Below are 13,670 nucleotides of genomic sequence, written 5' to 3' on the forward strand. Positions count from 1 at the left end.
CAACAGCATGAAATCCGCACTCACCATATGTTTGCTGATAGCGCTCGCCGTAGCCGTCAATTCCTGCAAACGCAAAGACATACTCGTGCCCGAACAGCCGAAAGACATTTCCGGCGAATGGCGCGTGACCAAAGCCATGCGTAACGGCATAGACATCACTTCCCTGGCCGATTTTACGAAGTTCAGGATACGTTTCAACGCCGATAAACAATACACCATCGAAAATCCGCTGCCCTTTATCGTCAGCAAAAACGGCAGCTATTCGATGGACGATCCGAAATATCCTTTCCGCATCACCTTCAACCAAACGGGCGGAACGGCCGTCAGCTCCGGCTTCACATACCCGGTCGTAAACGGCAAACGCAACATGAACTTCGCGTTCAGCCCGGGCTGTGCCTCCAATACTTATTTGTACACGCTTGAAAGAGTGAATCCCTAATCCAACACAAAAGCAAGACATGAAAAGATATTTATACGGCATATGCCTGTTGCTGCTTCTGCTGGCGGGCTGCGTGTTCCTCGAAGGCGTAGACGAACCTACGAACGCCAAAGCTGGCCAGGAAATGACCATCGTGATGCGCAACCGCATCGACGTGGCGGACGGCGGGCGCAGCAATGTGCGGCTGATCATCGGTTTCCTGGCGCCAAAAAGCTGGGCCGCCGCCGCCAATTCCAACATCACTTTCACCACCGGCAGTTATGGAAATGGCAAAATGGTGCCGGTGCCTTCTTCCGTAATTGCCAGTAACAATAAAAACTGGCCCGAAGCTTTGAAGGAACGTTTCGGCATGGGCGGCAATTTCAGGACGGACGAGCTGGAATGGGTCGTGTTCTGGACGGAACAGGATTACGACGTGCCGCAGGGCGTAAAAGAAAATATCACCGTAACCATCAAAACGATGACGGGGCCGGAAAACGTGCAGTTCAAAACCGGTTATTTCCTCGGCACCAGCAGCGAAGGCCTCAGCGACGTATTCGGTTCCAACAACGTGTACAAAAGCCTGTTCAAAAGCTGCTTCAGCGTTACGGAAGGGCAGGGCGACCTGATCGATTTCTGCAACCCCGCGATTGCCGCGGTAACGCCGGGAATGGCTACAGACAACGATTTTCTCACCATTAGCTTCGACCCGGACGTGGTGCCGACACCGCTGGACGGCGTGGGCCGCATTTATTTCTGCGCCAAGGGTTACACCACAGACGGGCAGGTGCTGGATGTATGCGCGCAAACAGACGCTACGCAGCTGAAAAAATATACGGGCAACAAATCCGCGATCACATTCTGGCCGCGCGCATATTTTAACATGCAGGAAGGGCAGACGCTGGAGAAGATCGAATACTTGTTTACAGATGCCAGCGGCGCCGTGAAGGTGGGGTTCAACAATACGGCGAATCCCTTCGTGTATACATTCAAATGCCAATAATCACCATCGTTCCCATAAAACTGATACAATGGCTCACAGCTACTTCAAACAATATATTTCAGCCCTTGCCTGTTTTATGCTCGCGTTTTGCGGGAGCGTGCAGGCGCAGCAGGCCGGTACGGTTTCCGGTCAGCTGGCAGACAATTACGGCCAGCCGGTGGCAGGGGCGGCTATTTTCGTGAAAGGCGCTGCGGACAGCACCAGCAGCGACGCTGCGGGAAGGTTCACCGTGCGCGCGGCCGTCAACAATACGCTCATCATTCAATCCCCCGGGTATTACACGCTCGAGCATAAAATACGCGATACAAAAACGGTGAACCTGCGACTGGAGGAACTTTTTATTCCGTCCCCCCAACGCATTCCCGTACTCTACGGCGAAGCTTCACCCAAAAGCATGGTAGGCTCCGTGGCCACGGTGTACACCAACCAGATCTCCACCACGCCCGCCACGCTGTACGCTTACGCATTGCCCGGCCGCCTGGCGGGGCTTTACACGCAGCAAACGAGCGGTTTCCGCAATCCCGCTACCGGCGATAATTTTGATATCGACATTTTCATCGGAAATATCCCGCGGCCGGGCGCCATGGAACCGAGCGACAATACCGAGATCGGAATGTCGCTGCGCGGGCAAACGCCGGTAACGATCGTAGACGGCGTGCAGCGCGACGTATTTTCCATCGATCCTGAAAATATCGAATCCATTTCCGTGCTGAAAGACGGTTTGTCCACGCTCCTGCTTGGCCAGCGCAGCTCCCGCGGCATTTTGCTGGTAACCACCAAACGCGCGCGCGCCGGGAAACCCCGCGTGTCGTTCACCGCGCAAACCGGCGTGCAGCAATCGCTCAGCCTGCCGAAACCTTTACCGGCCTGGCAATACGCTTACCTGCTGAACGAAGCCTTGCAGAACGACGGAAAAGAGCCGCTTTTCAAAGAAGCCGACTTCCTCGCATTCCGCGATAAAACCAGTCCGTATACGCACCCTGACGTAAACTGGTACGACGCTATTCTCCGCGACAACGCGCCGCTGTCCCGCTACAACCTCAACGTAAACGGCGGCGGCAATGTGGCCCGTTATTCCGTATCGCTGAACTATACTGACCAACAGGGCATTTTCAGGACCGACCCCGGCGCGAGTTACAATACCAATGCGGGTTTGAAAAGATACCTTATCAATACGGACGTGAGCATCGACGTAACGGAAGACCTGAACATCGGCATGCAGATCTTTGGCCGCCTGCAGGAAGGCACACAGCCTGGCGGCGGCACCGGCAACATCCTCAGCACGCTGCTGGCAACGCCGAACAGCGCTTATCCGATCCATAACCTCAACGGCAGCTGGGGCGGCACCAACAACCTGACCTCCAACCTGCTGTCTCAAACGATCAACAGCGGCTATATTCAGGACAACAGCAAAGACGTAATGGCGAACATAGACCTCCGTTACGATCTCGGCGACTGGATCAAAGGCTTGTCCGTAAAAGGGAAGGGCAATCTTTCCATCCAGTCCGCCAACGCGATAGACCGCAGCAAACAGGAACTGGTATATCGCATGGGCGTAACGCAGGGCGATACGGTGTACAGCAAATACGGCAATGCCATCGCGCAGCGCAACAATTTTATGTCTGTATTCAACGCGCAATATTTCTTCGGGCAGGTGTCTGTGAATTACGAAAGGCAATTCGGCCGCCATGGCCTGAGCGCCGCGGTACTGGCAGACAGCCGACAGACCACTTTTAACTACGACCTTCCCGGCAAAGCGACCAATCTTTCCGGCAAAGCATCTTACAACTACGCCAATAAATATTTCGTGGAAGGCGCGATCAACCGGAGCGGCTACAACCGTTACATGCCGGGCCGCCAGTACGGCACATTCTTCGGCGCCGGGCTGGGTTGGGACCTTGCACAGGAAGGATTCCTGTCAGGCAGCGCCGGCTGGCTGGACCAGTTGAAGCTGCGCGGAACGTACGCGCACACTGGCAACGGCATCGATAATTCCGGGTATTACATCTGGAGGCAGGGATTCAGCGAAAACAACGGCGTTGGCGGCGGGATTTATTCGCAGGGCACCGTTCGTTCCCCGGCCTCGGGTTTCCGGGAGGATGGCCTTGCCAACGTGAACATTTCCTGGGAAACCGCGAAGAAACTGGATGTGGGGATCGACATTTCGCTTTTCAACAACCAGTTGCAGATCACCGGTGATTATTACCGCGACCGTTACGAAAACCTGTTGCAGATCAGGGGGAAAAGCATCGCATTGTCCGGCGCGGCTTACCCGCCCGAAAACATCGGCATCAACCAGTACCAGGGGGGCGAACTGACCATTACTTACCAGGGGCGCGTGAACAGTTTTAATTATTTCATCACCGCCAACGGCAATATCGAGCAGAGCAAAGCCATTTATATGGACGAGCAGCGCCGCGAATATGAATGGAACAAAAGAACGGGGCAACCGGTGAACATACGTTTCGGTTATATCGCCGACGGGTTTTTCCAGTCTGCCGAAGAAGCCGCTGGAAGCGCTACCATTGCGGGTTACAAGCCGCTTCCGGGAGACATTCGCTACAAAGATCTCAATGGCGACGGCGACATCAACCAGTTCGACGAAGCGCCCATCGGCACATTTAAGCCGCGTATTTATTACGGCGTTTCGTTCGGTTTTTCGTGGAAAGGCGTAGAAGTCAGCGCATTGTTGCAGGGCGTAGCCAACCGTTTGAATTACGTGGATAATTTCCAGACGGAAGGAGGATTCCAGTTCCTGAACTTTACCTATGGCCAGGCGTACGAACAGATCACCGGCCGCTGGACGCCTGAAACCGCTGCCACGGCTACATATCCGCGCCTTACCGCAGATGCGAACAACAACTACAACAAAGTGTCTTCCTCTTTCTGGATGCGCGACGGCAGTTATTTCAGGCTGAAAAACCTGAGCGTTGGCTACAACCTGCCCTACAACTGGACGCGCCGCGTGAAAGTAGGCAGCATCAAGATATTCGCCAACGCGCAGAACCTGTTCACGCACGCCGCGTACGATTTTGTAGACCCGGAAGTGGGGGTGGGCGCGTATCCCATACAGCGCGTGCTGAACACCGGCATCAATGTTAAATTCTAGTCAGCCATCTAAATAAAGCAACATGAAGCAATTCCGCATAATGATATTCCTGGCCGGCTGCCTCGCCGCCCTGGCTGCCTGCAGAAAAGATTACGAAAAGATACCGCTTGAAAAAGTGACGATCGAATATGTGTTCGATAAAGACGATTCGCTCGGTACTTATGCGAACAAATTCCTGAACAGCATTTACTCCAAACTGCCCGGCGGTTACAACCGCGTGGGCGGCGACCTGCTCGACGCGGCGTCTGACGATGCGGTTTCCGGCCTGGCGGGCACTTCCAGCGTATTGCAGCTGGCTACCGGCGCATACACGCCTTACACGGCCATTGCAGACGAATCGCCCTGGAACAATGCTTACGCCGCGATCCGTTCCGCCAGCATTTTTGTTTCGAACATCGACGTGTCTCCGGTGAAGGAAAAGCTGCCCAACGGCAAGTCTATCCGTTTTGCATGGAAGGCTGAAGCGAGATTCATCAGGGCGCTGTTTTATTTTGAATTGTTGAAACGTTATGGCGGCATACCGCTGATGGGCGACCAGGTACGCGAGCTGGGAGACGATGTGCAGGTGCCGCGCAGCTCATTCGCGGAATGCGTGAATTATATCGTAAACGAATGCGAAGCCATTAAAGACAGCCTGCGGCCCAATCCCATCGCGGCGCCGGAGCTGAACAGCCACCGCGCCACACGCGGCGCGGCGCAGGCATTGAAGGCGCGTGTTTTATTATATGCGGCCAGTCCGTTGTTTAACGGGCAGAACATTGCGGCCGACAATCCGCTGACGGGTTATGCGGGTTATGACCGCGAACGCTGGAAATTAGCGTCCGACGCGGCGCGCGAGCTGATCGAAGAAGGGAAGTTTGCCTTGATGCCGAATGCCAAAGACGTATTTATTACCCAGAATAACAGTGAAGTACTCTTTTTCCGCCAGGAAGGGAACACGACCGCCATCGAAAGCACCAATGGCCCCGTTGGTTTCGCCATCGTGGCGCGCGGGCGCACCAATCCCACGCAGGAGCTGGTAGACGCATTCCCCATGAACAACGGTTTGCCCATCACCGATCCCGCTTCCGGCTACAACTCCAACGAACCTTACGCCAACCGCGACCCGCGCCTGGCCATGAACATTCTCTACAACGGCGCGCGCTGGCTGGGCACCGAGCTGCAAACCTTCGAAGGCGGCCAGAACAGGCCCGGCGGCGCAGAGCCAGGCACCAAAACTTCGTATTACATGCGCAAGTTCATGGGCAATTTCGAAAATGCATCGCAGTACGCTAATACCAGCCACGATTGGATCATTTTGCGTTACACGGAAGTGCTGCTCAATTTCGCGGAAGCCGAGAACGAATACAACGGCGCAACCGATGAAGTATACCAGGTGCTGAAAGACCTGCGCGCACGCGCGGGCATCGCGGCGGGGGCAGACGGCATGTACGGTCTCCGCGACGGCATGACGCCCGAACAGATGCGCGAAACGATACGCAATGAAAGAAGGATAGAACTGGCGTTTGAAGAACACCGTTTCTGGGACATCCGCCGCTGGAAGATCGCGCAGCAGGTGTACGGAAAGGCGTTGCACGGCATGAGCATCATCAAGGAAGGGCCGGCGTTCAACTACAGCGTGGTGGAAGTGTTCAAACCCGCGTTCACCGCGCCGAAAATGTATCTCTATCCTATTCCATACGACGAAGTGGTGAAGAACGATAATATGCGCCAGAACCCGGGCTGGTGAACCTTATTCCTTTCATGAAATTTAACTGAAGAAGATGAAAAATATTATACTGTTCTTCCTGCTGATCGGCGCTGTTCCCTTCACCGCAGCGGCTCAGCAGAAAACCATCAGCGGTACCGTAAAAGACCAGAACGGCGTTTTGCCGGGGGCGGCGGTAGCGGAAAAAGGCGTGCCCACCAACGGTTCCATCGCCGACCCGGACGGCCGGTTCAAACTCACGCTGAAAGGCACTTCCCACACCGTGATCGTAAAACTGATCGGGTTTGCTACGCAGGAAATAGACGTGTCAGGCATTACCACGCTCGACGTGGTGCTGCAGCCTTCTTCCCAGGGCCTGGACGAAGTGGTGATCGTGGGTTTCAACAAAGCCCAGCGTATCACCAACACCGGCGCGGTGAGCGCCATTTCCGGCGCCGAGATCCGGAACGTGCCCACCGCCAACGTGCAGAATGCGCTGATGGGTAAACTCCCCGGCTTCGTGTCGCAGCAGCGCTCCGGCCAGCCCGGCAGAGATGCTTCGGACTTTTTCATCCGCGGCGTCAGCTCGCTGAATACGGACGGCAATAAACCGCTCATTATCGTAGACGACATCGAATATTCCTACGACCAGCTGCAGCAGATCAACGTGAACGAGATCGAAAGCATTTCCATCCTGAAAGACGCCTCCACCACCGCGATCTACGGCATCAAAGGCGCCAACGGCGTATTGGTGGTGGCTACCCGCCGCGGCAAAAGCGGCCGCCCGCAGGTGAACCTGCGCGTGGAATCCGGTCAGCAGTCGCCCGTGCGCACGCCCAAATTCCTGGATTCGTACAACACCGCGCTGCTCGTGAACGAAGCGTACAAAAACGACGGCCTGCCGCTGAAATTCACCGATCAGGACCTCGAGCTGTTCCGCAATGGCAACGATCCTTACGGTCATCCCAACATCAACTGGTACGACGCCGTTTTCAAAAAACATGCTTACCAGGCCAACACCAACGTAGACATTTCCGGCGGCACCGAAGCGGTGAAATATTTTGTTTCCGGCGGTTTCCTTACGCAGAACGGCCTGGTGAAGGACTTCTCAGACCCGAGGAACGAAGTGAACACGAACTATTTTTTCCGCAGGTACAACTTCCGTTCGAACCTGGACATGCGCGCCACCAAAACGCTCACCCTCCGCCTCGACCTCACCACGCGTTTCGGCGACATCAACCAGCCGCGTTCGGCCAACGTGGTGTCTGAAGTGTACAACTTCGAAAAGATCCATCCTTATTCCGCGCCGATGATGAACCCTAACGGTTCTTACGCTTTCGCCGCGGATACGAAAGACGCATTGCCTACGCTCAACGCGCGCCTGGCGAACGGCGGTTACAGCCGCAGCAAAAGAACGGACTTCAACGTGCTGTTCGGCGCCACCCAGCAACTGGATTTCCTCACCAAAGGCCTGTCTCTCACCGGCCGCGTGGCTTACGCCGGCATAGAACAATATTCAAGGAACCTTTTCCGCGAAGCGGAACCGCCTTCTTTTTATTACAACCCGGCAGACGGCTCGTATACGCTCGACCCGCGCGGCAATTACCGGCTGCTGAAATACCGTGTAACCGGCAACACCGATCTTTACAGCCGCAACGTGAACGTACAGGCTTTCCTCAACTACGACCGCGCTTTCGGCGATCATACCTTTAACGCGCTGGCCTTGTACAACCGCCAGAGCTCTTCTTTCAAATCCGATATCCCGGCCAACTTCAGGGGTTTTTCCTTTAAAGTGGGCTACAATTACAAACAGAAATACCTGATCGATTTTAACGGCGCGTACAACGGTTCAGACCGCTTCCAGGCGAAAAAACGAAACGGCTTTTTCCCCGCGGTGGGCATTGGCTGGAGTATTTCGCAGGAACCGTTCTTCAAGGACAACGTTTCTTTCGTGAGCCTGCTGAAACTCCGCGGCTCGTACGGCGTGGTAGGTTCAGACGTTACTTCCGGCAACCGTTACCTGTTCCGCCAGGAATATATCAACGGCGGGGATTATTCTTTCGGGGAAAACCATGGCAACGCCGGCTCGATCTACGAAGGCGAACTGGGCAACCTGGACGTGACCTGGGAAAAAGCCAAAAAAGCCGACGTGGGCATCGACGTGAACCTGTTCAAGGATAAACTGTCCTTTACCATCGATTATTTTCATGATATACGGTACGACCAGCTGGTGCGGAAAGGTTCCGTGCCGAATATAATCGGCGTGGGTTTCAGTCCTACCAACGTAGCGAAAACCAGCAACACCGGATTCGACGGGCAGGTGAATTACCGCGGCAGCGTGCGCAACGTGAACTTCAATACCAGCCTGGTGTTCCAATACTTCAAAAACAAGGTGTTGTTTAAAGACGAAGCGTCGCCTGCGTATCCGTGGCTGGCGCAGACCGGCCTGCCGATCGATCAGCCTTTCGGATATACCCATATCGGTTTTTACACGCCCGAAGACATCGAGAAGATACAGGCCAACGCGCACGACAAACCGGCTACGCCGCTCACGGAATATCCTATCCAGGCGGGCGACCTCAAATACAAAGACATCAACGGCGACGGCGTGATCGACAACAACGACCAGGGCCCCATCGGCAAGCCCAATCTTGCCAGCACGGTGCTGGGCCTTACGCTTGGCGCGAATTACAAAGGTTTCAGCGTCAACCTGCTGTTCCAGGGCTCTTTCGGGTACAGCTTCAGCGTGGTGGGCACCGGGATCGAAACGTTCCAGAGCCAGTTCCAGCCCATCCACCAGGAAAGGTGGACGCCTGAGAACGCCGCCCATGCACAGTTCCCGCGCCTGACGAGCAACCCTACCACAGTGAACAGCGCGCGTACCTACATGTCCGATTTCTGGCTGATCGATGCGCGGTATGTGCGGTTAAAAACCATCGACCTCGGGTACCAGATGCCGAGCCGCTGGCTGCCGAAACGCATTAACAACGCCAGGCTTTACCTGAGCGCATATAACCTTTTCACCTGGACCAACTACGACAAATACCAGCAGGACCCCGAAGTGGCGAGCAACACCGCGGGCGACGCCTATATCAACCAGAAAGTCGTGAACGTGGGTATCCAGATCGGTTTTAAATAATAACAACATGAACAAAATGATATTCCTGCTGATAGCCGGAGGTATATTGACCTCCTGCATGAAAAGCCCGCTGGACGGATACCTCAGCCAGGAGCGCGCCGTTATTTCCTTCCGGCTGCCGGAGCACCAGGTAGGCGAAGCGGAGATCGTGAACGGCCCGGATTCCGCCACCATCACCGTATGGGTGGAAAATGAGCCCGACCTCAGCGCGGTAAGCCCGTTGGTGACCGTTTCCAAAGGGGCGGAAGTGTTGCCGGCGAAAGGGGTGAAAGTGAATTTCGCGGCCAACGGGAACCGTTATGCATACAGGGTTACCTCCGAATCCGGCGCGGTAAAATACTGGTACGTGCGCATCCTCAGCAAAAACGACCAGCCTGCCGGTCCGCGCCTCGAACTGCTGCAAAGCAACGGCCGGTGGGATTCCCGCGTGAACGTTTACAGCGATCTCGATTATAACGAATACCTCACGCGTTACCAGAACTGGAACGGCGGCGACGGCTGTTATTCCGTGCTGTTGCCGGACGGGCGCATTATCTGGTCGTTCCAGGACAGCTTTTTCGGTTCCGTGAGCGCAGACCGCAACCGCACCAACAACGTGATGCGCCGCAACGCCGCGCATCTTCAGCTGGATACGTCGCTGCAAAGTTTTGTACAGCTTAATCCCGGCCGCGGCGTGGAAAGCCAGACCTGGATCAAATATGGCGATGCGGCTGAAGACCAGGACTGGTACTGGCCCGGCGCCGGGCAGGTGCACGATGGTAAATTCCAGATGTTGCTGAGCCATGTGAAAAAAACGGGGAACGGGATGTGGGACTTTCTGCATGTGAGCACAGACCTCGCGATCTTCGACCTGCCGTCTATGCAGCTCAACCGGATCGTGAAAGACAAGGACCTGACTGCCAACTACAGCGCCGGCAGCATGAAAGCGCCGGATGGTTATACTTACATGTACGCCACTGAAGGCGGTTTTCTAACATCCTTCATGTACGTGGCGCGTGTGGCGGGCGATATGAGCGGAAAATGGGAATATTACGACGGGAACGGCTGGAGCGAAACGCCGGTGAAATACAACGTGTGCAGCGACATTTCGCAGCCAAACGTGTTTTACGACAACGGCAAATATTACCTCGTATCGCAGCAGATCATTTTCGGGCTGGATATTTACATCTTCGAATCGACGACGCCCGTTGGGCCATGGACGAACAAACGGACCTTGTACCGCGTTCCTGAAAAATACACCGGAGATATGTTCACCTACAACGCTTTTGTGCATCATGCGCTGAGCAGGGAAGGGGAACTGGTGATCTCCTACAACATCAACACCCACGATTTCTCCACCAACTTTAACAAACCCGGCAGTGCGGACCGTTACAGGCCGTATTTCGTTCGCGTATTTAATTGGAAATAATCAAAAGCATGTTTAAAAAAGGAAAGGGATTGTTGTGCCTGCTGATGGCGGCTGGCCTGGTGGCGGGCGCCCAGGAAAAGAGGGTCAGTTTAAATAGTGATAAAATAAAATGGAAAATCAAGGCGGTGTCCGAAGTGTCCATGGAGGCCAATCTACATACTGTGGCTTACAACGACGAAGGCTGGGTGAAGGCAGTTGTGCCGGGAACGGTATTCGGTTCTTTCGTGGAAGCGGGGCTCGAAAAAGATCCCAACTTCGCTGATAATATTTACAAAACAGACAAAACAAAATACGACCGCGATTTCTGGTACCGTGCGGTGTTTACGCCCGCGGCAGGAAAAAGCGGGGAAAAACGCTGGCTGAATTTTGAAGGCGTGAACCGCAAAGCAGAAGTATTCCTGAACGGCCGGCGCCTCGGTTCGCTCGATGGTTTTATGGACCGCGGCAAGTTCGATGTGACCGGTATTTTGCAGGCCGGCAAACCGAATGTGCTGGCGCTGCTTGTAGGCTGGCCGGGCACGCCCATCGTGAATTATTCCAGCCCGACGTATATTTCCAGCGCCAGCTGGGACTGGATGCCGTATGTGCCGGGGCTGAACATGGGCATTACAGACGATGTATCCCTCAGCGCATCCGGGTCTGTGAACATCACCGATCCCTGGGTGCGCACGGCATTGCCGGACAATTCCCGCGCCAAACTCGACATCAGCATGGAACTGGATAACCATTCCGCTGAAGTGCAGGAGGGCATTGTGTCTGGCATGGTACAGCCGGGCGATATCCGTTTTTCGAAAAAGGTGAAAATACAGGCGGGGCAGACCGAGCATGTTTCGTTTCACCCCGAAATTGAAAACCCGGAATTATGGTGGCCCAATGGCTACGGCGATCAGCCGCTTTACACCTGCGAGCTGAAATTTACGATGGGCGAAAATGTATCCGACAGTAAAAAGATCGATTTCGGCGTAAGGCAATACAGTTATGATACGCTGGGCGGCGTGCTGCACATTCACATCAACGGCAAACGAATTTTTATCAAGGGCGGAAACTGGGGAATGTCTGAATACATGCTGCGCTGCCGCGGAAACGAATACGACACGAAACTGAAGCTGCACAAGGAAATGAACTTCAATATGGTCCGTAACTGGATCGGCAGCACTACCGACGAAGAATTTTACGCCGCCTGCGATAAATACGGCATCCTGGTGTGGGACGATTTCTGGCTTAATTCGCATCCCAACCTGCCGCGCGATGTATTTGCATTCAACAAAAACGCGGTGGAAAAGATCAAACGGCTCCGCAATCACCCCAGTATTGCCGTGTGGTGCGGCGATAATGAAGGATATCCTTTGCCACCGCTGAACGGCTGGCTGAAAGAGAATGTGGCCGTTTTCGACGGGGGCGACCGCCTGTACCAGGCCAACTCGCATTCCGACGGTCTCACCGGCAGCGGTCCATGGACGAATTTTATGCCCGCCTGGTATTTCACGAAATATCCCGGAGGTTTTGGCGGAACGCCCGGCTGGGGCCTGCGCACAGAGATCGGAACGGCCGTGTTCACGTCCTTCGAAAGTTTCAAAAAATTTATGCCCGATACCAGCTGGTGGCCGCGCAATAAAATGTGGGACCTGCATTTCTTCGGTCCTTCCGCCGCCAACGCCGGCCCGGACCGGTACGACGATGCGGTCAATAAAAGTTACGGCAAAGCCACCGGCATCGAAGATTACTGCCGGAAAGCGCAGCTGCTGAACATCGAGACGAACAAGGCCATGTACGAGGGCTGGCTGCATCATATGTGGAGCGATGCGTCCGGCATTATGACCTGGATGAGCCAGAGCGCTTACCCGAGCCTCGTTTGGCAGACCTACGATTATTATTACGATCTCACCGGCGCATACTGGGGCGTAAAAAAGGCCTGCGAGCCGCTGCACATCCAATGGAGCGCCGCCGATAATTCCGTAAAGGTGATCAACACTACTTTGCAGAACCGGCAAGGGCTGCAGGCCGAAGCGATCGTATACGGCCTGGATGGCTCGCCGGCGAAACCGTTCGGCAGAACAGCTTCGGTAAACGCGCCGTCCAATGCGGCCACGCATTGTTTCGACCTGAATTTTAATATCGGCAATCTTGCATTCAAAAAACAGGCGACGGTTTCTTCGTCTTCCCCGGAAAGCGGCGCCGCTTCGGCGGTGGCGGACGGCAGCACGGGCTCGCGCTGGAGCAGCGGTTATTCAGATAACGAATGGGTGTACGTAGACCTGGGCGCGAGCCAGGAGATCAGCAGCGTGACCCTGCAATGGGAATCCGCTTATGCGAGCGCGTACAACCTGCAGGTGTCAGACGATGCGCGGAAATGGAAAGACGTATACGTTACCGACACGGCGAAAGGCGGACTGGAAACCATTTCCTTCAAACCCGTAAAAGCCCGCTACGTGCGCATGCTGGGCCGCAAGCGCGGTACGGAATGGGGTTATTCGCTGTACGAATTCGAAGTGTTTGGGAAAAGGAAAAAAGGTTTGCCGGACGTGCAGTTCATCCGCTTGTTGCTGAAGGACGCACAGGGTAAGCTGCAGTCGGAGAACTTTTATTGGAGAAGCGCCCGCACGGCGGATTACACGGCGCTCGAAAAAATGCCCGCTGCACGATTGAAAGTAACTTCGCACCTGGAAAACAAAGGTGACAGCAGTTATCTCACCGCTACGGTCACCAACCCGTCGAAAAACCCGGCATTCGCCGTACATGTGCAGCTGGTGAGGGCCGATAACGGGGAGCGCGTGCTGCCCGCCGTGATGAACGACAACTATTTCACCTTGTTCAAAGGGGAAAGCAGGAATGTGGAGATCGTTTTCGAACAAAAACTACTCAAAGACGGGAAATATAAATTATTGGTAACGCCTTTTAACCGGTGA

General features: G+C 54.8%; 7 protein-coding genes. All 7 read left to right on the forward strand.

Going from position 1 to position 13,670, the window contains the following annotated elements; all coding sequences use genetic code 11:
• The first annotated feature begins 7 nt into the window (after positions 1-7).
• From J7I43_RS21165 to J7I43_RS21195, 7 genes are read left to right on the forward strand one after another with little or no spacing between them, the layout of a single operon-like run.
• The gene (locus J7I43_RS21165; RefSeq protein WP_209147864.1) at positions 8-439 is read left to right on the forward strand and encodes a DUF5004 domain-containing protein; all 432 of its coding nucleotides are present in this window, start codon (positions 8-10) and stop codon (positions 437-439) included.
• 19 nt (positions 440-458) lie between these two features.
• Positions 459-1,421 carry a DUF4961 domain-containing protein gene (locus tag J7I43_RS21170; RefSeq protein WP_209147865.1) on the forward strand — a complete coding sequence of 321 codons (963 nt, stop codon included), beginning with the start codon at positions 459-461 and terminating at the stop codon, positions 1,419-1,421.
• A 28-nt stretch (positions 1,422-1,449) separates the two neighbouring features.
• On the forward strand, positions 1,450-4,530 hold the full coding sequence (locus tag J7I43_RS21175) for a SusC/RagA family TonB-linked outer membrane protein (RefSeq protein WP_209147866.1): 3,081 nt from the start codon (positions 1,450-1,452) through the stop codon (positions 4,528-4,530).
• A gap of 22 nt (positions 4,531-4,552) precedes the next feature.
• Positions 4,553-6,259, forward strand: a complete 1,707-nt coding sequence (locus J7I43_RS21180; protein WP_209147867.1) for a RagB/SusD family nutrient uptake outer membrane protein — start codon at positions 4,553-4,555, stop codon at positions 6,257-6,259.
• A gap of 34 nt (positions 6,260-6,293) precedes the next feature.
• On the forward strand, positions 6,294-9,356 hold the full coding sequence (locus J7I43_RS21185; RefSeq protein ID WP_209147868.1) for a SusC/RagA family TonB-linked outer membrane protein: 3,063 nt from the start codon (positions 6,294-6,296) through the stop codon (positions 9,354-9,356).
• Between the two features lie 7 nt (positions 9,357-9,363).
• Positions 9,364-10,764, forward strand: a complete 1,401-nt coding sequence (locus tag J7I43_RS21190; protein WP_209147869.1) for a DUF5005 domain-containing protein — start codon at positions 9,364-9,366, stop codon at positions 10,762-10,764.
• Between the two features lie 8 nt (positions 10,765-10,772).
• The gene (locus J7I43_RS21195; RefSeq protein WP_209147870.1) at positions 10,773-13,670 is read left to right on the forward strand and encodes a discoidin domain-containing protein; all 2,898 of its coding nucleotides are present in this window, start codon (positions 10,773-10,775) and stop codon (positions 13,668-13,670) included.

Origin of the sequence: Chitinophaga chungangae (assembly GCF_017742215.1) — a bacterium.
Lineage (GTDB): Bacteria > Bacteroidota > Bacteroidia > Chitinophagales > Chitinophagaceae > Chitinophaga > Chitinophaga chungangae.

Coding starts and splice junctions, on each gene's coding strand:
- J7I43_RS21165 (WP_209147864.1), top strand. CDS start 8: ATGAAATCCGCACTCACCATATGTTTGCTGATAGCGCTCGCCGTAGCC.
- J7I43_RS21170 (WP_209147865.1), top strand. CDS start 459: ATGAAAAGATATTTATACGGCATATGCCTGTTGCTGCTTCTGCTGGCG.
- J7I43_RS21175 (WP_209147866.1), top strand. CDS start 1,450: ATGGCTCACAGCTACTTCAAACAATATATTTCAGCCCTTGCCTGTTTT.
- J7I43_RS21180 (WP_209147867.1), top strand. CDS start 4,553: ATGAAGCAATTCCGCATAATGATATTCCTGGCCGGCTGCCTCGCCGCC.
- J7I43_RS21185 (WP_209147868.1), top strand. CDS start 6,294: ATGAAAAATATTATACTGTTCTTCCTGCTGATCGGCGCTGTTCCCTTC.
- J7I43_RS21190 (WP_209147869.1), top strand. CDS start 9,364: ATGAACAAAATGATATTCCTGCTGATAGCCGGAGGTATATTGACCTCC.
- J7I43_RS21195 (WP_209147870.1), top strand. CDS start 10,773: ATGTTTAAAAAAGGAAAGGGATTGTTGTGCCTGCTGATGGCGGCTGGC.